The following is a 20,448-nucleotide window of genomic DNA, read 5'->3' as shown; positions in this document are numbered from 1 at the left end:
AACATGTTCGAAAGACTAACCAAGCACGCTGGCAAGCTGGAGGACAGAAACATGAATGTCGAGCTTGGGGGCGGGACGCTCGGACTCGAGGATTTCGTCGACGATTTCTATGAACTGGACGGGTTCGCGGACACCAGCTACTTCGAGACGCTTGAACGCCATGGCATCGACACCTCGGAAGGCATAGACAGCTGCGACATCGACCATGGGGACATTGACCTGATACGTGCATGCATCACGTGGTGCGTTCGTGGCGACCGCTTCTGCGACGGACTCCTTGCCGCGCAAGCCAGGAGCGGGTTTCTGGACCGCTGCCTCTTCCGGCTGAAGGAGCTCGACGAGGGCTGAACGGCGGCCACGAAGACGTCTGGCGCTGCGACAGCACAGCGATGCGACAATGCCATGCCGTCGCACTCCGTCATGCCACCAAATCAAAAGCGGAACCATCGCTCAATCTTGAGATGCATTGACCAAAGGCTCACGTTTCTACCGAGAAGTCGAGAGCGCGGGGCACACTGTGGCGCTTTATCCTCAGCTCATAGCTGCACTGCTTACTTAAAATGAACCCGTGGTCAAGATGAACTACGAGAATCATAGCGGGCGGATACCGCCCGTATGCCCCCTTCGGAATAGGCGGGCTCGCCGGCGTTCACGGCACGGTAGATGGTGGAGAAGCTCACGACGCAGCGCCCGCCGCGCTCGAGGCGGGACCTGCCGTCTATCTGCTCGGGCGACCGGCGGTCGTCGACGATGCGCCTGCGCACCTCGGCCGCGAGGGCCGGGTCGGAGAGCCTCTTGCGGGGCCTGCAGGCCTTGCGGCGGGCGTCGGAGCGCGACTGGGCGGCGATGGCCCCGTAGCGCCCGTTCCGGCCGTTCCTGGCGATCTCCCTGCTCACCGTGGACTTGTTCCTGCCTATCGCAGCGGCGATAGCCGAGACCCCCTCATGCCTCGCGTGCATCTCCGCTATCCTGTCGCGCTCCTCGGCGCTAAGATGCCTGTAGCGGCGCATGTCCCCTCGCTCCGACGTTGACCTAGACAGCCAACATCGTAGCCCCCGGGAGTGCGCCACGCTCGTGAGCAGGCCCCATGCCGTTGCACTCAGAATGCTAATCCGCCGCCCTAAAAAACGCCTCGAAACCCCTTCTGAGATTTCGAGGCGCAGAACGCGCGATGCTTTTTTCCTTTTAAAGACAATAGCCTACCAAATGCCAAGCAGATGCTGCATGCCCAGGCTCACCAGAGCGATGCCGATCCAGCAGCACAGACCCATAAAGATGGGTTTGCCGCCCGTCTTAACCAGCTTGACTATATTGGTGTTGAAACCAATCGCCGCCATAGCCATAACAATGAAGAACTTGGAGAGCTCCTTTATGGGCGCGGTCACGCCCGCAGGTAGCGCGAAGACCGTGGTGATCACGCTGGCAAGCACAAAGAAGAGGATAAAGAAGGGGAAGATCTTCTTGATATCGAACGTGCCCGCAGCTTCGCCGCCCTCGCCGTTCGCGGCGGCGCGCTTGGCCTTGTGAACCTGCCAAAATGCCAGCGCCAGCGTGATGGGGATGATGGCGAGCGTGCGGGTGAGCTTCACAATGGTCGCCTCGTCCAACGTATTGGCGCCAGGGTGTATGCCGTCCCACGCGGCAGCGGCGGCGGTTACGGACGAGGTGTCGTTGACGGCGGTGCCGGCAAACAGGCCAAAGCCCTCGTTTGAAAGGCCAAGCATGCCGCCAAGAGCCGGGAAAATAAGCGCGGCGATGATGTTGAACAAGAAGATGACGCTGATGGCCTGCGCGATCTCCTCATCGTCCGCATCGATAACCGGAGCGGTCGCCGCGATTGCCGAGCCGCCGCAGATTGACGACCCCACGCCCACCAGAGTGGAAATCTTGGTGGGGATCTTGAGGGCGCGATGCAGGGCGAAAGAAATCACCAGCGACGTGGTGATAGTCGCCACGATAATGGGCAGCGAACGGGCGCCCACGCGCGCGATCTGGGAAAGGTTGAGGCCAAAGCCCAACAGGATAACCGCGTACTGCAAGATCTTCTTAGAGGTGAACTTGATACCGGGCGCAAACGGCAACGCCGCGTCGTCCTTAATAAACAGCGCCAGCACCATACCGATGAGGATGGCGAAGACCGGCCCGCCGATCACGTCGAAGCGCTTGCCCAAAAACCATGCCGGCAGAGCGATAAGCAGGCATAGCGCCACGCCCCTCCAGCTATCTTGAACCTTGTCCCACGTTCTTTCCGCCATATCTTCTTCCTCTCTATACGCGCCGTCCCTGCATGCGCGGAACCGCTCCGCCGCCTACGACATAAACCCAAATCTCTCTCGGCAAACAGCCAAGATTGAATGCATAGCGATAGTACTACCTTGGCTTATAATTCTTTTCACCCTATTGGTTATCACTCTATAAGTATTTGTTATATATGGACGATGTTATAGATGATTCTTGAGCATAGGAGTCAACGTGCTGGATTACCGCACCCATACGTTCTTGACGGTCTGCAGGCTGGGCAGCTTCACGCAGGCGGCAGCGGAGCTCCATATCACCCAGCCCGCCGTATCGCAGCATATCCGGCAGCTCGAGGCGCATTACGGGTGCGCCCTCTTCCACAAGGGCGGCCGGCGCGGCGAGCTCACGCAAGCGGGGGCGATGCTGTTTCGAGCGCTCGAAACAATGGAGAACGATGAGACGAGGCTCAAGGCGCAAGCGAAAGCCCTAACGCTGGAGCAGCCCGCCAAGGCTCCCCTGCGTTTTGGCTGCACGCGCACCATCTGCGACTATTGGATTCCCCGCGTACTCGCCCGCCATATGGCAAAACATCCCGACGAGATGGTGCAGATGAGCGTTGGCAACACGCAGGAGCTTGTGGAAGGCCTGGAGGCCGGTACTATTGATTTCGCCTTGGTAGAAGGATCCTTTAACAGGGCCCTCTTCGACTCCGCCCCGGTATCGCGCGAGCGCTATGTAGCTGTTGGGAGCGCAGATGAGTTCGACGCGTCCTATAAGCCGGTATCCATGGCCAGCCTACTCGACCGCAGGCTCATCCTACGCGAAGCGGGGTCGGGCACGCGCGAGATCCTAGAGAAGCACCTCGCCGCGCGCGACCTCGATCTTGACGACTTCGCAGGCACGTTCGAGGTCGCCAGCATCCCCGCCATCAAGCTGTGCGTCCGGGCGGGGACTGGCATTACGTTTTTGTACCGCGCAGCGGTTGAGCGCGAGCTCGATCAGGGCGAGCTGCGCGACATCACCCCAAGCGACTTCTTTGTCGAGCACGACTTTCGCCTGATCTGGCAACGTGGCAGCCTCGCTGCGCGCCGCTACCAGGAAATCGCCCGCTCCTGGAGGCGATAAAGCCCGCAGTGCCCGCGCACGTACACAGGCAGAAGCCCGGCTCCGCGCCAAAAACGGCCTCCGATGGCGCCTAAAAACCAAAATCGACCTCCAGTGGCAAAAACCAACGCCAAAACAGGCCTCCGATGACACTTTTACCATTGCCATCGGAGGTCGATTTTGGCAAGCTGCAGGTAGAGACGTCGCTCATTTTTATGGCAAGCGCTCGTATTTGCCACCGAAGGCCAAAAATGGGCTCTTCGACGTTTCTAGTGGGTAGCGCATGTCAGCTTCTTCTGGGCCGTGAAGTCCAGGCGGCCCAGCCGGAGGAAGATTATCGTCCTGAAATAGGCGATGCTCCTGAAGCCCCTTGCAGCGCTGCGGACCGACTGGACGACGGGGTTCAGCCCTTCCAGGAACGAGTTTGTGGAGCCCCTCTTCCACCAGTTCAGGATGCCCTCCCGCTCCTTCCTGAGCGTCCTCGCCACGGTCTTCATCTCCCTGACATTGGAGTGCATCTGGCCTCCACGCCGCCTCCGAGGCCGCGAGCGCCCATGGGGGTTCCGTCTCGCTCGCCAACAGCCCCTCGGGCGGCGCGGTGGCCACCATCGCGGTCCCCCTGTGCGGGGCCTGACGACTCAGGCCCTCACACCGGCGTGTCTCGCAATCAAACGCTTCCCGGATAATAATGCCCGTTGCAGGGCTCGCCCTGGCTAGTCGCCGCCCATGTGCATGAGCATGTCAGCAATGCGAGTCGCCATCTCGTCCGCCGCTGCACGGATGTTGGCGACCCAGGACGCAAGGCCGGTCTGATCGGATGCCTCCGCTTCAAGCACGTCGTAGTTCGCGGTCACCGCCATGAGCGGGGTGACGAGGTCGTGCGAGGCGGTGCAAACGAACGCGCGCTCCCGCGCCTCGGCCTCCGCCACCGGTCGCAGGGCACGTCCCGCTGCCGCCCACGCCACGGCGAGCGCCCAAAAGCCGAAGCGATCGGCGTCACTCGCTTCGCTAAATCAACTTTATGGGATGACGGATCACGGTCTTGAGCTTCTCCGGCGCGCACTTGCGCGGGTCGGAGAGGTAAATCTCGTGATGCAGACAGGCTTCGGAGAAGTCGGGGGCGTAGCCCCGTTCCGCTGCAAATGTGCGCATGGCGTCTATGGTCGCCGGTTCGTCGTTGTAAGGCCCGGTATGCATGCGCTGAATGCAAAGACCCTCGTCGACCCTCAGCAGCTCGACCGACGAGAAGTCCAGCTTCTTCTTGGCAGCGGCTTCCGAGACGGCCCAGTCGAAGTCCTCGCGAGTGACGAAATCGGGCAGGCGGATGCATGAGATGAGGTTGAAGTCGTCCTTCCGCGCGTAATCGATCCCGCCATCGGTGTGGTCTTGCCACCAGAAGCCCTCGAGCGGAGGCACGACGAAGTCGAAATAGCCTTCGATCTCTCGCGGGCCGTTTTTCGACATCTTGATGGTATAGGCGACGCCATAGGGCATCGGCAACGCGTTCTGCTACGCGCCGCCTTCGGCATTGGGATCGCCCTTGCCCCGCACGGCAACGTAGCTCATAGACGGAACGATCAGAAAGCTCGGCTTGTCAGGCGGTTTGCCCGCGATGTTGTAGCGCACCGTAGACGCTGATGGAGATGGCTGCGCGCAGGCACGAGTGCGCCGCCGCACCTCATGGCCTGTTTCTCGGGTATTTGGGGCGCGCGGCGTTCAAAAATGTGAAGCGGTTCCGCATGGCTCGGGATTGAGCCGAGGTGCCCTACTTCTCGCCCTCCAGCAGGCCCACGATGCGGTCGATGTCGACGGCGAAGCGGGGCCTTCCTTCGCGCTCGTAGCGGTCGAGGTACGCCTGGCACTCGGAGACAATGCGCTTGGTGTTGCCGTCGATGATGCGCTGGAGCGTCTCGTAGTAGGCCGAGCCCTCGGTCCTGAAGCGACGCTGGTAGGACTTGGTTATGGGGAACATCTTGATGTAGTGGATGCCGTGGCGGCAGCCGGGGCGCGTCGTGGGGCGGGGTGGCAACGCAAAGTACTGGTCTTTGGGCACGTTGGGGGCGATGTTGGAACGCAGCGGCACGGCGAAGTCCCTGCGCTTCCCGCGGAAACGCAGCCTCACCACCACGATGCAGGGGAGATTGTGCTTAAGCATGAGCTCGCGGTCGCCCTCGACGAGGTCGAAGAAGTCCTGGGAGATGGATACGATCTTCATCGGTTACGCCCCCTTCATACGAAGCGGGGCCCGCATCGCTGCAGGCCCCTACAGGTGGGCGATATTCTACGCCTTGCGGCACCCCGTCGCCCACGGAGGTTAAACGTACACGTAAGCCGTACTCTGAAAGCCGCGGCTTCCGGCAAGTAGTTTATACCACGAAAGGTCGCTTTCAATGCGCATAGCTCGCAAAACAACACTCGCTGGGCCGCCACCCCTGGCAGTTACCCACCAATCTTCATTGGAGTCAGCAGGTCAATTCATATAGTTATGGGGGTGCATCCTAAAGGAAATCCAATTTATACCCCCATAACTAAGGTATTTTCTATTCCCACTCGATGGCTTCGGTTCTGTCGTCCCGTCATTCCAGTTGCACCCAGTTTTCGGCATCGACACGGAACGCGTGCCGCCGAATGACGCGATGTCGCGTTTCGTCGGCTTCGTGGACAAAAGTTGGGACAACCTCAAAACTTTTTTTCAAACTCAGGGCATTGAGTTTTTGTTTTTGTCCCAAAGGAGCTTCCGGCCGTGATTCGGGTGCCCGATTGGGCGGAATCGCCCGTTTCTGAAACTCAACCGCAGCATCACGCGCAAGCCACTCGCAACAACTGCAAATGATTGGTCGCGGGCGGCTTCCAACGCGATTCCAAAGCCGCAGGTCAGGCGACTGCGCTGCTGGCAGGGAAAGGGAGTCGTATCAGGCGGCTTGCCCATGAGTCGACGATGAGGCCTCCATCGAATGTCGAGAACATGCTGGTAAAATAGGCAATACTTTTTATGACAGGAGACCGAGCATGGCCGAACCCCACGATAGGAAGCCGATCCTCACGATCGAGCAGCAGATAGAGCACCTCAAGCAGAAGGGCGTAGCCTTCGAGCTGTGTTCCGAGGAAGAGGCCGCGGACTACCTGCGTGACAAGTGCAACTTCTTCAAGCTCGCATCCTACCGCAAACTCTTCTCGAAATACGAGGGAGGCCCGCGCGACGGCCGCTACGTAGACCTCGACTTCGGCCAGCTGCGCCTGCTCGCGGCGCTCGACCAGGAGCTGCGCCACGCCCTGCTCGGCATGACGCTCGACATCGAGCATTTCCAGAAGGTGACACTGCTTCGCGAGATGGAGGACCGCGGAGAGGACGGCTACGCCATCGTGGCCGACTATATGGCATCGCTTACCACTGCAAACAGGGAGTACCGCCTGCGCGAGCTCAAGATGAGCGGCCGCAGCCCCTACAGCTCGAGCCTCTACGCGAAGTACTCCGGCGACATGCCCGCCTGGGCCTTCCTTGAGCTCACCTCGTTCGGCACCCTCATCGACTTCGTGCGCTTCTGCGCCAGGCGATGGGGCGACAGGCGCCTCGAGGCCTCCCACTACGACCTCAAGCGCGTGAAGTCCGTCCGCAACTGCGCCGCGCACGGCTCGTGCCTGATCAACTGCTTCGCCGAGAGGGGCGCCGCCCGGGGCTCGGCGTCCAGCGGTGTCTCCCGAAGGGTCGCCGCCGTGGGAATTCCCAAGGCGACCAGGAGGAAGTGGATGGGGAATACGGCCATGCAGGAGGTCGCGACCGTGCTCGTGGCGCACTCCGGCTTGGTACCCGAGGGCTCCTCGCGCTCGCGCGCCGCATCCGAGCTCGCCGAGATGTTCGCCAGGGCCGACGGCGGAACCGAGGCGCTGCCCGACAAGGGGCCCGACGCCGCAGCTCGCTCCGCGCTCGAGTTCCTTCGCAGGTTGACAGAATCGCTCGGGTTGGTAGAATAGCCTGCAGATAGCAAAACCTTCACGGTTTTAGGGGCGGACTTGCGCAAGCGACTCTGCCCTATTTTTATATTCACTCGCTATAGGAGACGGGTGATACCTGGGTCAATGACAGAACTGAGAAGCCCGGAATAATGGAGCCGGTTAGAAACCCTCGGGTTTGCGGGGCGGGATCGTGAGAGCGATTCTGCCCTATTTTTTTCCTCCGTCTGCCCCAAACCAAGTAGTTCGAAGATAGCCTGTAGGTGTCCTCGTGGGCGCCTTTTATTTTCAGGGAATCGGCCGCTTCATGAACGAGTGACCGGCTTGACCTAGATCGAACCGCCTTCATCTCTGTCTAGGCGCCGGCGATCAACATCGTAAATCCGCGCGTGCTACAATGCGGACATCAGAGATGAAAACACAGTCCCCGTCGGGTAGTCGTGGGCGTGCGGATATCCGCATCAGTAACCTGCCTCCTTGGTTGTCCCTTCTCTGCATGGTCATCTACATAAAGGAGGAACCAACCATGCAGATCAGCGTGTCGTCCACCCTGACCGTATATCACGACGGCCAATTCTGGGTCGGGCTGGCGGAGCATGTCGAGAACGGCAGATACGGCGTCGCCCGCATCGTCTTCGGCGCGGAGCCATCCGATGAGGAGATCCTGCAGTTCGTTGTCGGCAAATGGGAGAAGCTCTCGTTCTTCGGCGACAATCCGACCGAGGCGAGCAAGCCCGCGAAGAACCCCAAGCGGCGCGCCCGCGAGGCGGCGAAGGCCCTTAAGCGGCCGGCAGTGAGCACCAAGGCACAACAGGCGCTCGCGGCACAACGGGAAGCGATGAAGCAGGCGTCGGCTCATACAAGAAGCCAACGCCGCGCGGATGAGGCGGAGGCGCGCTTCGAGCAACGGAAGCTGAAGCGCAAACAGAAGCATCGCGGTCATTGATACCGCTATCGACCAGTATATATAGCAGCAGGCGTAGCTTCGATTGAAACTACGCCTGCCACCTGGTGCTATAACGTTATACAGAACGTATGTTCTATTCCAACTCTTTCAAGTCCATTTGCCGTGGCGACATTCCAATTGGGTCTAGTTTGGTTGTCGATTTGTCCACCTTGCCGCCGAATCCCTCCGCGTGTCCTCGCGTAGGCGTTTGGGACAAACCCTGGGACAAATTCGCAAACTATTTCGAAACCGCAAGCTCGCAGTTTCATTTTTGTCCCGGGGACAAAAACGACAAGGCTTTGAGGCCCGGAACCGCTCGAAAGGGGTGCCAAAACGGCTGTTTTCCCTTTTTGACGCCTGTTTAGCAAAGTGAATCGTAGCCAGCGGCTTTGCCGCCTTGCATTTCCGCAGGTCAGATGAGATGCACAAGAGCGATGACCGAAAGAATCGTCGCAGGTGGCTTATCCACCCAAGAGTTCAACGATTCCACTTTCAAATGCATGAGGAAATGCGAATGACCTCAATGCGCTCCCGAACTCGACGCTAACGTAAACGCCGACTCCGTCGAGCGAAGACTGGCCGATATGAGTCACAACACCGTCCCCAAGGCTGATATGCCTAAGATGGCTTCCAACTGGGGGCGGGGTTTGGCAATAGGAACCACACGAAGAAATGCAGTCCCCTTGGAGTCCTGCTCGGTGATTCCGCCAGCGTTCTTCTCAAGGCAATCCAGAAGAGCAATCGGATCGCCCATCACGTCAGGTGGCGGAGTTGGCATGGAGGGCAGGTTCTTGTTGGTTTCCGCCTATTGTACGCCCGTCGTCGTGCACGACCAATCGGACAGCATCCCGGATTCGATAGCTGCATGCGAGGGGTTTCGAGCTAAGTGCTCTTGAGCATAGCGTTTCACGTGCCGGTGTTCATGAGCGGCAAGGATTGCTGTTTCGGGCTCGATCCGAGGATGCGTGACTACGGTCTCTCTTGCTGTTCAGCTCGCCCAGCCTGCATCTTGGTTCCTCGACAGCGCAGCTTGGTTAAACGCCGAAGGTTCAGCTATCTTCGTCAGCTAGCATGAGAGCAGTCCGAAAGGAGGACGCATGAAGATCACAATCGAAGAGCGAGAAGCAGCTCAAGATATAGAAGTCACGATCGTCTGTGTAAGGGTCGATCGCCGCGTGCTTGATATAGCGGCTCGGCTGCGCATGCTTGACAGGAAGGTGACGGGCACGGCCGACGGCTGCACGCGCGTGCTGAGCGCAGAAGACGTCCTGTTCATCGAGTCGGTCGACAAGCACACGTTCATTTATACGGCCGACACGGTTCTCGAGACGGGCCTGCGCCTTTACGAGATGGAGGAGCTCCTGGCGGACTGCGACTTCCTGCGCATCGCGAAAGGTTGCATCGTCAACTTCCGCGCGATCACCGCCCTCAAGCCCGACGTCAACGGCAGGATCATCGCCACCCTGGAAAACGGTGAGCAGGTCGTTATCTCGCGCCAGTATGCGCCCGACGTCAAATCGAAGCTCGGTCTGAAGCAGTCGAAACGAAGGAAGGAAGACTGAAATGATTAACAGGGACATTATCGACACCGATAAAAAGACGCCCGTGGAAAACCTCGGACAACTCGTGAAAAGCACCTGTATCGGCTTCACTGTCGCCATGATAGCCTTCTTGGCATTAGGGACTTGTTTCGCTGATGACGCCGCCAAGCAGGGCATTAACTATTGCTGGTCGATTCTCGCCGCGTGCGTCACCGTCCCCGCGCTGCAGTTCGTGTTCTTCACGCCCGCGGTGATCAGACGGATGGCGTATCCCGCGCGCCTGGTGCTGTTCAGCGTTTGCCTCTACGCAGCCCTCTGTGCATTGGCGTTTGTCTTTGCTTGGGTTTCCGCGGACAACCCCGGGGCGTGGGTTACCTTCACGGTTGTCTATCTCGCCATCCTGGCGGTCCTCACTCTTGCTTTCAACGCCAAGCTGAGCCGCGAGACCCGCGAATTGAACGACAGGCTCGCGGAATACCGCAAGAGCAGGGAGACGGAATAAGGGTATAGCTGAGCATTATCGATGCTGGGCAAATCCTTACTCCCGATCCTCGGATTACCGCCCAGCGCGAGGGCCTGATGCCAAGGCCGGCGCAGGGCGATGCTCGGCCCCGTTCGCTACCCCAAGCGCTTCCTGCGCGGTCATGCCCTTGTAGCCCTCGTTTGCGCGCATAAGCGGGTTCATGTGCAGGGGAATGTCGATCCAGGTGCTGATTGCTCGGTCAGCCTGATCGGATTGGAGGAAGACGACCTCGTGTCCAGCATAGACGATGGCGAAACTTCCTCCACCGCAGTCATACCGAGGGGCGGATACTCCTGTGCGGGCGATGATATGAAGTTGATGATTATCCGCCAGGAGGGTTTCCAAGTGCCGGGCCGTTTCCCTCGGCTGTTTCTCATCCGGGAGAACCCCGCGATAGCCCCACGCTGCGCTCAGAACCCCTGCTCGCCGAGCAGTCACCTCGTATGTTGCGGTAACGCGAGCTCGTCGCAATTTATGGCTGGTCAGGCCATAGGGACGCCCATGGTTGCTTCTCAAGCCGCGCCGCTCGTCCTTTTTCCCGCAGCATAATCATCTTCCTAGTCAGGCCATGTCCCAACGGATGGGTACCATTTACCCGGGTGCACCTGGGGCAACGGGCCGGCAGGCCCGCGAAAGGTCGCTCGCATAACACGCAACATCAAACACGACAGAAGAGGCGAACGACAGATGCCGGACCCCGGACGACAGCACCGCGGAATACGAGCATTCCGACCACAACCAAACAAACTTCGATCCTAGGCAGGCGCCCGCATGGGCGCCTTTTACTTTTCAGGGACTTGGCCGCGAGCTAAGGCACGCGGCTCATGGCCGTTTCGTGAAGACCCGACCAGCTCGACCTACCTCGACCCGTCTCCGCTCCCGTCGGACACGCCAACCGCAATCAGGTGGTTCAATCGTCGTGCAGACGAAAAGGGACACGGTGCCGTGCGGGGTGCTCGCGCGGTGCCGTGCGGGAAGATTGGAGGAACCATGGCACGCACAGCCGAATGCGTCGCGCCCGAGGGCAACCAAGACCGCGACGAATGGATGACGGTAATCGAGATGCAGGAGTACATGAGGGCAAGCCGAAACAAGGCGTACGACCTCATCTGGTCGGGGGAGATCGACTCGTACAGGCTCGGCAGGAAGCTCCTGGTTTCGAGGGCGTCCGTGGACGCCTACATCGAGTCGAGGAGCGGCCGGAAATGACGGCGGCGACCGCCCCGGGAGCCGCCCGCGGCCGGGCACGTGAGGGAGCCTCGAGACGAAAGGAGCTCAGGCACGCCTTCGTGGATGGTGTCACTGCGCCTCTGAATCAGGTTCGGACAGACAAAGGCAAGCTTCGGGTTGTTATCGCAAGCCAGCTCCGACGATCAATTCTCGTGTTCCGTAATCTTGAAGAAGCTGCAAATCTATTTCAGGGGCACTATCAACAGCAGCTTCGTCCCGCTCCCCTCTTGTATTCACTGTCAGCGCATGCTATAAGGTTGTTGGTGGCTCATTGAGCTACCTCCAAGTGCCGGGGGAGTCCCCCGGCTATTTTTTTATCCATTCCATTAGGAGTCCCCATTGGCCAAGGAGCTCAGCATCTTTGTCGACGAGAGCGGCGACCGCGGCGGCAAAGCTCGCTACTACCTGCTCACACTCGTCTTTCACGATCAGGCAGACAGTATCGCCGAAGCGGTCACGGGCTATGAGTCAAAACTCGCCAGGGCCGACCTCCCCAATATCCCGTTCCACTCCGAGCCCCTCATGAACGGGCACAAGGATTATGAGTTTCTTAACATCGAGCAGCGCAAGGTGATGCTCGCCTACTTCTCCTCGTTCGTCCGCAAACTTCCCATTTCCTATATCACGTTCGTCTACCGCCGCAGCCAGTTCGAAGACCCGGCAAGGCTAATGGAGCGCATGGGGCGCGACATCTCCTCCGCCATGATTGAACACCTGGGCTTCTTCCAGTCCTTCGACGATGTGAAGGTCTATTACGACAACGGTCAGGACATTGTCAAGCAGGCGCTCGACCGCTCGGTGGGCAAAATCCTCTCAAAAGGGGTCGTCCGACGCCGCAAGACCTCGATGACCGACTACCGCCTCGAGCAAGTGGCGGATTACCTCTGCGCTATCGAACTTGCCTTGGTCAAGTACGAAGCCAAGGAGAACGGTGAGACGTACAACAAGTTCTTCGGAGGTATAGGCCCTTTCAAGAGGAACTGGCTCAAGCAAGCCCGCAGCAAGCGGATATAGCTGGTCTCGCGGTTTCGCAAGGAACGGTCAGCTCTCCTCTGGCGGGGAACTCCGGGCGACGTGCTTCGAGCAGCGGAAGCTGAAGCGCAAGCAGAAGCAGCGCGGGCAATGATCGATGCCGACATCAGCTCAGACGTGAACAGTGCTACGCTCCCTGTTCACGGGGCGCGAAACCGCAAAGGTTGCACAGAGGTTGCAAAATAAGAAGCCTCCGACCTGTTGTCGCAGTTCGGAGGCTTGAAATCAACGAATATCGCTTATTCCCACTCGGTGGTTATAGTTTTGCCGTCTCGTCACTCCAGTTGCACCCAGTTTTCGGCGGCATCTCGAAGTGAGTGCCGCTGAATGACGCGACGTCGCGTTTCATCGGCTTCGGGGACAAAAGCTGGGACAACTTCAAAAACCATTTTCAAACTCAGAGTATTGAGTTTTTATTTTTGTCCCAAGGGGCACGGAGAGCCGCCTTTGGAGGCTCGATATCGCCGAAAAACGCCCGTTTTGAAACTCAACCGCCTTTGAGCCTGCAAACCACCAGCTTCAACAGTAAGTGAGTCGACGCGGGTGGCTTACGAGCCGTTCACAAAACCGCAGGCCACAGGTCTTTGTCAACGATAAGCAAAGTGAATAGTCTCAGGTGGCTTGCCCATGAGTTGGCGTAAGCCTGTTTAGCAAAAGGCTAATCGGACACGACAGGCCGCCCGCATGGCGACGGCGTTTCCCGTGCGGGCACAAACAGCCCTGCGTGCCCTGTCGCGCGATATCCCAATGCGACGTTCAGAACCCTACCCGCCAAGCAGCCACCTCGCGAAATTCAGCACGAGCACGCCCTCCCGGGTATGGGGCTCATGCCTCGTGCGAGTGATGAGAATCTTCGGGAATGCATCCCCGATGGATAGAATCGGCGCAATCTCCCTCTCGAGCGTCGAATCGGCGCCGATATCGTCGCTCACATACACTTTCCTTCCCGGTTTCGAAACTTGGAAGGCAGTATGCGCAAGGATGCGTCGAGGTGCGATCCCAGTCGTACCATGCCAGCAGAGATGTCGAGGCACATTCGTTCATGCTGCAATGCGGGCATCGGAGATGAAAAACAGCCCGTCGGGTAGTCATGGGCGTGCGGGAGCCCGCATCAGTAACCTGCCTCCTCGGTTGTCCCTTCTTTGCATGGTCGTCTACATAAAGGAGGAACCAGCCATGCAGATCAGCATGCTTGCCCTTCTTGGGTCACGGACCGGGGAGGCGAGGGCCTCCGTCGGGACCGCCCCGAGCAACCGGCATATCCAAGGAATGACAAGGCTCGATCGCTGTGCTGGTCAGGATGCCGAAGCGGGCCGTCCGCCAATCGGAATGCGGGTCAGGATGCTGCAACGTGATTCCAGCTGCAGGATACGGCTCCTTTGCGGTTGCCGCAAAACCTGCTGGCAACATTCTTACTATCCGAATGATGTACGCATCCCTTGGGATCGTTTCGCCTGACCAGGGCCATCTTCAGCGCCTCATCGGCCAGCTCGGCAGGCGCCTCTTCCACGCGTAATAGCCCTGGCGGGTCACCTATGCAACCATAGATACAAAAGGAATCGAATGGCCAGAGAGGACTGCGCTTACCGATGGTCGATTCTTGACAGGCAAACTCAAGCCTCGTTAATATTACATGGTTTGCCAGACCGAATTAACAAAGGAGGGGTGTCGTGGTTGGTCTTTTCCGCACGTGGATGAGCGCCTAGAAAGCGGCGCTGTTGTGGCGTCGCGCTGTTTTTCTGCACGCCATTTCACGATTGGACATAACCATGATATTTGAAACCTCTCGGGGCAGGTCTGCTCTGCTGTGCCATTCATGGCAATTCAAGCTTTGTTTCGTATGGGGCGGCGAGCTCGTTTCGACATTGACGAGTTCGATTCTCCAAATGGGTCTTATTTGGCATCTCGCCCTCACGACAGGGTCGTCTTCTCTCCTCTCCTTAGCATCGCTGGCAGGCTTTCTGCCGATTGCTTTGTTCGGAATCCTTGCGGGCGCCGTTGTCGACAGACTGCCTTTGAAACGTGTCCTCATCGGCGCCGACCTCTTCATTGCCGCGGTGGGTGCCGCCTTGGCGATTGCCTCGTTGGCCGGCAGCTTACCTGCATGGCTAATTCTCATCACCCTGTTTCTCCGTGCAGTTGGTACTTCGTTCTACACGCCAGCCTCCCAATCTCTCACGCCCCATCTCGCCCCACCGGAGCATCTCGTTCGCCTATCGGGGGTGACTCAGGCGATTCAGTCCGGCGGATACATTCTTGGCGCCGCGCTTGCAGCAGTGATTTATCCCGTGGCGGGTATTACCGCTATGATTGTCCTCGACGTGCTGGGAGCGCTTTTCGCTTCTTTAGCCATCCTCGCCGCACAGATAGACGCAGGGAGCCTCGACGAAGCCGACCGCAGCTTGTCCTTTTCCAATAAGGTTCGAGAGCTCTTCTCTGAGATTTCGGACGGCTACAAGCTGATTAGGGGGTACAGGGGGCTGTTCGCCCTTCTTTGGTGCGGGTTCGTCTTCGCTTTCGCGTTCTCTCCGCTCGCGGCATTGTTCCCAATAATGACCTTGGGGCATTTTGGCGGTAGCACGGGGGATGCCGCTTTGGTGGAAATCCTTTTTTCTGCAGGCATGCTGGCTGGGTCCGGTATCTTGGCGGTTACGGGAGGGTTCCGCAATAGGTCGTTCACCATGGTCGCCGCGATTGCCGGCTTCGGCATTGCCGCAATCGTATCCGGATCGCTCGGCCCGTCATTGTTCGCTGCTTTCCTGCCGGTGAGCTTTCTTATGGGCGCATGCTCCCCGTTGTACGCGGGAACCCAGACTGCCCTTATGCAGGAGCAGATACCTCCTGAGTACCTAGGCCGCGTTTTCGGCCTCTACGGAACCATCATGGCTTGGGCCATGCCCATGGGCCTCGCAGCCCCCTCCGTTTTTGCGGATCTGCTTGGAGCTCCGTTATGGTTCGTCGGCTCTGGAGCGACCATGGTACTGCTTGCGATGGCTATGCTGCTTGCTCCGAGCGTCCGAAACGTGGGGAAAAGAGATACCGGGCAGATTCAATAGCCCAAGTATTCGAAAAAAAGAGGCAGCAGCCATCGGTTCAAGCGTCAGCCTTCAAGCCCTTGCGACGACGAGGTATTGCACTGACATCCCACATCGCGCTCCTTATTCGTCGCCAACTATCATTTTCGGATTTGCCGGCTTGCGCAAGGCCAAAACGCTCGCGCCGGCAATTGGGCAAAGGCGAAAAATCGACGTGAGCAATCTTTTTTGGCATGGCTGCGCTTCCAGTAAAACGCTAATACACAAAAGGCGGTTCAACCTATGGAACTCATAGTCAAAGCTAAAGACATCTTTTTGGAATATGCCGGCCGCGATATCCTAGATATCGAAGAGTTGGAAATCTACTCCTACGATCGCATCGGCTTGGTGGGAGACAATGGCGCAGGCAAAACCAGCCTGCTTAAAATTCTGAGCGGCAATCTTACCATTGCGGACGCCGACGTCAGGCGTTTCGGCAGCATTGCCCTCATCGGCCAACTCGATGAACTCGACCTTGATGCGGCTCAGGGCAGTGGTGAGATGCTCTCCCGTCTCAACGTCGCCGGAGTGGCGCAGGAGACGATGAGCGGCGGAGAGGAGACACGCGCCAAGATTGCCTCTGCGCTCTCCCAGCAGGCAAGCGCGATCTTTGCTGATGAGCCTACGAGCCACCTCGACCAAGACGGCATCAGTCTTCTCGTCGGACAACTCAAGGCATTTGATGGAGCCCTGCTCATTGTGAGCCATGACCGTTATTTTCTCGATCAGGTAGTGGACAAGATCTGGGAGCTCAAAGACGGCGGTATTTCCGAATTCTGGGGTGACTACTCCGACTATCTGCGACAGAAAGAAGAAGAGCGCAAAGTTCAGGCGGCTCGATACGAAGAGGCGATGCGCGAGCGCGAGCGCCTTGAAGCCGCCATCGAAAAACAACGGAAAAAAGCACGGCAGGTCGACGCCAAGCAGAAGGGCGCAAAGAAAAGCAACGAGAATGCAGGTCGATTGGGACATCAGAAAGCAACCGGCACCAAACAGAAGAGGATGTACCAGGCGGCTAAGAACATGGAGAAGCGCCTCGAAGCGCTCGAAGGGATTGAGGCCCCTGACAGCATTCGCACCGTGCGGTTCCGCCAGAGCAAGGCCCTGGAACTGCATAGTAAATTTCCCATCTCGGCAGACGATTTCAACTTGAGCTTCGGCAACTGCATGCTCTATGACCACGCGAAATTCGAGATACCGCTCGGTGCCAAAGTGGCCATCACCGGTGGCAACGGTACAGGAAAGACCAGCCTGCTGAAGGCAATCGCTCGACGCGCCGACGGTATCAACATCTCTCCCAAGGCAGAGATCGGTTACTTCGAGCAAACAGGCTACAAGTTCGACGCCCGTCAGTCTGCGATCTCGTTCATGCAGGATGGTTGCGAGTACAGCATGACCGAAATCCGAAGCATCCTCGCCTCTATGGGAATCGGACCGCGTGACCTGGCAAAGGACGTTGGCGTTCTCTCGGGAGGCGAAGTCATCAAGCTGCTGCTCGCGAAGATGCTGCTGGGCAGATACAACATCTTGCTCATGGACGAGCCTGGAAATTACCTGGACATCAAGAGCGCCGAAGCCCTCGAGCAGATGATGAGCGCCTATGCCGGAACGATAGTGTTCGTCTCCCACGATAAGAGGCTGGTCGAGAACGTCGCAGACATTATTTACGAAATAAAGGACACCAAGCTAGTCAAAATCTTTCAGCGCGAATAGCCCTAAATGAGCAAGAAATAATCCCCGAACGGAGACAAGGGAGTAAAACGGCAAAGAAAGAGCCTCCGTCCCAACGCAGGGAACGGAGGCTCTTTAATCGCTTTTACTCATCTCCGTCGCTGGTGGCTTTGTCATGACTCTCGTACGAAACGAAACTCAGCGGCATAGTGCGGCACTCAAAATCGCAGGTCAGAACCCTGTCGTCCTACTCCCACTCGATGGTCGCGGGCGGCTTGGACGTGATGTCGTAGCACACGCGGTTGGCGCCGGGAACCTCGGCCACGATGCGGCCGGAGATGCGGGCCAGAACGTCATAGGGCAGCTTGGCCCAGTCGGCGGTCATGGCGTCGCTGGACTCGACGGCGCGCAGGATAATCGGACGCTGATAGGTACGCTCGTCACCCATAACGCCGACGGACTTAATGTCGGGCAGGACCGCAAAATACTGCCAGCAGCTGTGTTCGGAGTTGCGCTCGCCGGTCTGCTCAAACAGGCGCTGGTTGTAGGCGTCGAGCTCCTCGCGCACGATAGCGTCGGCGTTCTTGAGAATCTCGAGCTTCTCCTTATCGACCGCGCCGATGATGCGGATGGCCAGACCCGGGCCCGGGAAAGGCTGACGGAACACGATGTGGCCCGGCAGGCCCAGCGCCAGACCAAGTGCGCGGACCTCGTCCTTAAAGAAGTGGTCGAGCGGCTCGATGAGGTCGAAGTGCACGCCCTCGGGGAACGGGATCAGGTTGTGATGGCTCTTGATGGTGGCCGTCTTGCCGCCCGTCTTACGAGCGCCGGACTCGATGATGTCGGGGTAGATGGTGCCCTGAGCCAGGTACTTGACCGGCTTGCCATCGCACTCGAGCTGCTGGGCCACAGCGAAGAACTCTTTCCAGAACTGCGTGCCGATGATACGGCGCTTCTCCTCGGGCTCGGTCACACCGGCCAGAAGTTCGGCATAGCGGTCCTCGGCGTGGACGTGAATAAAGTCGACGTCGAACTGCTTGGTGAAGACCTCCTCCACCTGCTCGGGCTCGCCCTTGCGCAGCAGGCCGTGGTTGATGAACACGCAGGTCATCTGCTTGCCCACGGCGCGGGCGCCCAGCGCAGCCACGACGGAAGAGTCGACGCCACCGGACAGGGCCAGAATCACGCGGTCGTCGCCGACCTTCTCGCGGAACTCGGCCGTCATGGTCTCGACCAGGTTGTCCATGCTCCAGTTGGGCTCCAGGCCGCAGATCTCAAACAGGAAGTTGCTCAGCAGCTGCTGACCGTACTCGGAATGCTTGACCTCGGGGTGGAACTGCGTAGTGAAGATCTTGCGCTCAACGCACTCCATGGCGGCAACCGGGCACACGTCGGTGCTGGCGGTGACGGTAAAGCCTTCGGGCACCTCGGAAACGGCGTCGCGGTGGCTCATCCACACGGTCTGCTCCATGGGCGTGGAGTTAAAGAGCTTGGCGCCAGCCGTGCGCGTAATGGTAGCGCGGCCGTACTCGCCCACCTCGGAGTGACCGACCTTGCCGCCGAGCGTCACGGCCGTGATCTGATGGCCGTAGCAAAAGCCCAGGACGGGAAGGCCCAGGTCAAAGATGGCAGGATCGATGGACGGAGCGTCCTCGGCATACACAGAAGCCGGGCCGCCAGAAAGGATGAGCGCAGAGGCGTTCATCTCGCGAATCTCATCGGCCGAGATGTCGCAGGGAACGATCTCGGAATACACGTTGAGGTCGCGGACGCGACGGGCAATGAGCTGACCGTACTGCGCACCAAAGTCGAGTACGAGGACCTTTGCGGAAGCCTTTTGATCCATGGTTTCCCCCTCTTGTTGGCGGGGAGCCGGTGCCCACCCGCGTGAATGAACGAAAATAACTTTCATAGTGTACACGTTATATGGGGTTTCTCGTCCCTCGCAGCCATCAGCGCACGGCAAACGCACGACCGGGGCCCTATTTGACGGCAATTGGAGTGATACTAAACGTTACAGATGATGTAATACGTTTGAACATTGGACGCCCTGTGCCACAATACTGCCGAACGACTCCGCCTCTGCGGCGGCAAATACGATAGGAATACCAGCATGAAGCGCATCCTTCTCATCGCCACGGGCGGCACCATCGCATCGACCGAGGACGGCAATGGCCTCTCCCCCGCCCTGACCGGTGAGGAGCTCGCCCAGAGCGTCCCCGAGATCTCGGGCCTCTGCGAGCTCGACGTCGTGCAGCCCATGAACATCGACAGCACCAATATGCGCCCCAGTGACTGGATGCGTATCCGCGACGTCATCGTCGAGGGTTATGCCGACCACGACGGCTTCGTGATTCTGCACGGCACCGACACCATGAGCTACACCGCGGCAGCGCTTTCCTACCTGATTCAGGACAGCCCCAAGCCCATCGTGCTCACCGGCTCGCAAAAGCCCATGGGCAATCCCTTTACCGACGCCAAGCTCAACCTGTACCAGAGCCTGCTCTATGCGCTCGACGAGCACTCGCATGACGTCTCGATCGTGTTTGGCGGCGTCGCCATTGCCGGCACACGCGCCCGTAAGCAGCGCACCATGAGCTTTAACGCGTTCATTAGCGTCAACTATCCGCCCATCGCCTATATCCGCAACGACCGTATCGTGCGCAGCGGGCTTCACGGCACGCATCAAGGCGAAAACCCGGTGCGCTTCTACGACCACATCGACCCACGCGTATTTGTGCTCAAGCTCACGCCCGGCGTGAACCCTGGCGTTCTGGACGCTCTGGCCGATAGCTACGACGCCGTGATTCTGGAGACCTTTGGCATTGGCGGCATCCCCGAGTTCGGCGAGTCCGGCGAGTCGTTCCAAGAGGCAATTTTCCGCTGGGTCGATTCGGGCCGCACCGTCGTTATGACCACGCAAGTCCCCGAAGAGGGCCTTGACCTGGGTGTTTACGAGGTCGGCCGTGCTTACGCCGACCATCCGGGCATTCTGCGCGGCGATGACATGACCACCGAGACGCTCGTGGCCAAGACTATGTGGGCACTCGGCCAGTCACGCGATGCCGCCGAGATTCAGCGCCTGTTCTACAGCCAAGTCAACCACGACCGCGTCCCGATGGCGTAATTCAGTTGTCG

18 protein-coding genes and 1 pseudogene are annotated in these 20,448 nt (G+C 58.9%); 11 read left to right on the top strand and 8 right to left on the bottom strand.

Annotated features, from left to right (window positions below; all coding sequences use genetic code 11):
* Window positions 1-3 precede the first annotated feature (3 nt).
* Window positions 4-348, top strand: coding sequence for a DUF6508 domain-containing protein (locus DWX25_RS04330; RefSeq protein ID WP_117734605.1), 345 nt, complete (start codon window positions 4-6; stop codon window positions 346-348).
* A gap of 224 nt (window positions 349-572) precedes the next feature.
* On the opposite strand, the gene DWX25_RS04325 is transcribed toward DWX25_RS04330, so the two are convergent.
* A complete protein-coding gene (locus DWX25_RS04325) occupies window positions 573-1,010 on the bottom strand; it encodes a helix-turn-helix domain-containing protein (protein WP_117734606.1) in 438 nt (145 codons plus the stop codon).
* A gap of 189 nt (window positions 1,011-1,199) precedes the next feature.
* Entirely contained in the window at window positions 1,200-2,255 is a 1,056-nt protein-coding gene (locus DWX25_RS04320) for a YeiH family protein (RefSeq protein WP_117734607.1), read from the bottom strand.
* A gap of 217 nt (window positions 2,256-2,472) precedes the next feature.
* On the opposite strand from DWX25_RS04320, the gene DWX25_RS04315 reads away from it, so the two are divergent.
* Window positions 2,473-3,363 (top strand): LysR family transcriptional regulator, encoded by an 891-nt coding sequence (locus DWX25_RS04315; RefSeq protein WP_117734608.1) that lies wholly within the window; start codon window positions 2,473-2,475, stop codon window positions 3,361-3,363.
* 248 nt (window positions 3,364-3,611) lie between these two features.
* Here the strand turns inward: DWX25_RS04315 and DWX25_RS04310 are convergent, their stop codons facing one another.
* From DWX25_RS04310 to DWX25_RS04295, 4 genes and pseudogenes are all read right to left on the bottom strand, one after another.
* The gene (locus DWX25_RS04310; RefSeq protein ID WP_117794380.1) at window positions 3,612-3,860 is read right to left on the bottom strand and encodes a transposase; all 249 of its coding nucleotides are present in this window, start codon (window positions 3,858-3,860) and stop codon (window positions 3,612-3,614) included.
* A 195-nt stretch (window positions 3,861-4,055) separates the two neighbouring features.
* Window positions 4,056-4,271 carry a histidine kinase dimerization/phospho-acceptor domain-containing protein gene (locus DWX25_RS04305; RefSeq protein ID WP_006720091.1) on the bottom strand — a complete coding sequence of 72 codons (216 nt, stop codon included), beginning with the start codon at window positions 4,269-4,271 and terminating at the stop codon, window positions 4,056-4,058.
* Between the two features lie 79 nt (window positions 4,272-4,350).
* Window positions 4,351-4,968, bottom strand: a pseudogene (locus tag DWX25_RS04300) (GyrI-like domain-containing protein).
* A gap of 139 nt (window positions 4,969-5,107) precedes the next feature.
* Window positions 5,108-5,557, bottom strand: coding sequence for a hypothetical protein (locus DWX25_RS04295; protein ID WP_117734610.1), 450 nt, complete (start codon window positions 5,555-5,557; stop codon window positions 5,108-5,110).
* Window positions 5,558-6,351: 794 nt separating this feature from the next.
* On the opposite strand from DWX25_RS04295, the gene DWX25_RS04290 reads away from it, so the two are divergent.
* The 6 genes from DWX25_RS04290 to DWX25_RS04260 all read left to right on the top strand — a co-directional run bounded on the left by DWX25_RS04290 (window position 6,352) and on the right by DWX25_RS04260 (window position 12,547).
* Entirely contained in the window at window positions 6,352-7,314 is a 963-nt protein-coding gene (locus tag DWX25_RS04290) for an Abi family protein (protein WP_117807829.1), read from the top strand.
* A gap of 505 nt (window positions 7,315-7,819) precedes the next feature.
* Window positions 7,820-8,239, top strand: coding sequence for a YjdF family protein (locus tag DWX25_RS04285; protein WP_117734612.1), 420 nt, complete (start codon window positions 7,820-7,822; stop codon window positions 8,237-8,239).
* A 1,097-nt stretch (window positions 8,240-9,336) separates the two neighbouring features.
* Window positions 9,337-9,801 (top strand): LytTR family DNA-binding domain-containing protein, encoded by a 465-nt coding sequence (locus DWX25_RS04280; RefSeq protein ID WP_117734614.1) that lies wholly within the window; start codon window positions 9,337-9,339, stop codon window positions 9,799-9,801.
* A 1-nt stretch (window position 9,802) separates the two neighbouring features.
* Window positions 9,803-10,282 carry a DUF3021 family protein gene (locus tag DWX25_RS04275; RefSeq protein ID WP_117734615.1) on the top strand — a complete coding sequence of 160 codons (480 nt, stop codon included), beginning with the start codon at window positions 9,803-9,805 and terminating at the stop codon, window positions 10,280-10,282.
* A gap of 1,011 nt (window positions 10,283-11,293) precedes the next feature.
* The gene (locus DWX25_RS04265; protein WP_117734617.1) at window positions 11,294-11,512 is read left to right on the top strand and encodes a helix-turn-helix domain-containing protein; all 219 of its coding nucleotides are present in this window, start codon (window positions 11,294-11,296) and stop codon (window positions 11,510-11,512) included.
* A gap of 360 nt (window positions 11,513-11,872) precedes the next feature.
* Window positions 11,873-12,547, top strand: coding sequence for a DUF3800 domain-containing protein (locus DWX25_RS04260; RefSeq protein WP_117734618.1), 675 nt, complete (start codon window positions 11,873-11,875; stop codon window positions 12,545-12,547).
* 782 nt (window positions 12,548-13,329) lie between these two features.
* Here the strand turns inward: DWX25_RS04260 and DWX25_RS04255 are convergent.
* Window positions 13,330-13,497 (bottom strand): hypothetical protein, encoded by a 168-nt coding sequence (locus DWX25_RS04255; RefSeq protein ID WP_157966984.1) that lies wholly within the window; start codon window positions 13,495-13,497, stop codon window positions 13,330-13,332.
* 837 nt (window positions 13,498-14,334) lie between these two features.
* Between DWX25_RS04255 and DWX25_RS04250 the strand changes: the two genes are divergently transcribed.
* Complete coding sequence (locus DWX25_RS04250) at window positions 14,335-15,621, top strand: MFS transporter (protein WP_117798973.1); 1,287 nt, start codon at window positions 14,335-14,337, stop codon at window positions 15,619-15,621.
* Between the two features lie 261 nt (window positions 15,622-15,882).
* Complete coding sequence (abc-f, locus tag DWX25_RS04245; protein ID WP_117734620.1) at window positions 15,883-17,352, top strand: ribosomal protection-like ABC-F family protein; 1,470 nt, start codon at window positions 15,883-15,885, stop codon at window positions 17,350-17,352.
* Between the two features lie 205 nt (window positions 17,353-17,557).
* Here the strand turns inward: abc-f and guaA are convergent, their stop codons facing one another.
* The gene (gene guaA, locus DWX25_RS04240) at window positions 17,558-19,156 is read right to left on the bottom strand and encodes a glutamine-hydrolyzing GMP synthase (RefSeq protein ID WP_117583320.1); all 1,599 of its coding nucleotides are present in this window, start codon (window positions 19,154-19,156) and stop codon (window positions 17,558-17,560) included.
* Window positions 19,157-19,423: 267 nt separating this feature from the next.
* Between guaA and DWX25_RS04235 the strand changes: the two genes are divergently transcribed.
* Entirely contained in the window at window positions 19,424-20,437 is a 1,014-nt protein-coding gene (locus DWX25_RS04235) for an asparaginase (protein WP_117763641.1), read from the top strand.
* Window positions 20,438-20,448: the final 11 nt, after the last annotated feature.

This window comes from Collinsella sp. AF18-8LB (assembly GCF_003459795.1).
Classification (GTDB): domain Bacteria; phylum Actinomycetota; class Coriobacteriia; order Coriobacteriales; family Coriobacteriaceae; genus Collinsella.
The sequence above is the reverse complement of the archived record's forward strand: the minus strand, read 5'-3'. Positions and strand labels throughout refer to the sequence as shown.

Coding starts and splice junctions, on each gene's coding strand:
- DWX25_RS04330 (WP_117734605.1), top strand. CDS start 4: ATGTTCGAAAGACTAACCAAGCACGCTGGCAAGCTGGAGGACAGAAAC.
- DWX25_RS04325 (WP_117734606.1), bottom strand. CDS start 1,010: ATGCGCCGCTACAGGCATCTTAGCGCCGAGGAGCGCGACAGGATAGCG.
- DWX25_RS04320 (WP_117734607.1), bottom strand. CDS start 2,255: ATGGCGGAAAGAACGTGGGACAAGGTTCAAGATAGCTGGAGGGGCGTG.
- DWX25_RS04310 (WP_117794380.1), bottom strand. CDS start 3,860: ATGCACTCCAATGTCAGGGAGATGAAGACCGTGGCGAGGACGCTCAGG.
- DWX25_RS04295 (WP_117734610.1), bottom strand. CDS start 5,557: ATGAAGATCGTATCCATCTCCCAGGACTTCTTCGACCTCGTCGAGGGC.
- DWX25_RS04290 (WP_117807829.1), top strand. CDS start 6,352: ATGGCCGAACCCCACGATAGGAAGCCGATCCTCACGATCGAGCAGCAG.
- DWX25_RS04285 (WP_117734612.1), top strand. CDS start 7,820: ATGCAGATCAGCGTGTCGTCCACCCTGACCGTATATCACGACGGCCAA.
- DWX25_RS04280 (WP_117734614.1), top strand. CDS start 9,337: ATGAAGATCACAATCGAAGAGCGAGAAGCAGCTCAAGATATAGAAGTC.
- DWX25_RS04275 (WP_117734615.1), top strand. CDS start 9,803: ATGATTAACAGGGACATTATCGACACCGATAAAAAGACGCCCGTGGAA.
- DWX25_RS04265 (WP_117734617.1), top strand. CDS start 11,294: ATGGCACGCACAGCCGAATGCGTCGCGCCCGAGGGCAACCAAGACCGC.
- DWX25_RS04250 (WP_117798973.1), top strand. CDS start 14,335: ATGATATTTGAAACCTCTCGGGGCAGGTCTGCTCTGCTGTGCCATTCA.
- abc-f (WP_117734620.1), top strand. CDS start 15,883: ATGGAACTCATAGTCAAAGCTAAAGACATCTTTTTGGAATATGCCGGC.
- guaA (WP_117583320.1), bottom strand. CDS start 19,156: ATGGATCAAAAGGCTTCCGCAAAGGTCCTCGTACTCGACTTTGGTGCG.
- DWX25_RS04235 (WP_117763641.1), top strand. CDS start 19,424: ATGAAGCGCATCCTTCTCATCGCCACGGGCGGCACCATCGCATCGACC.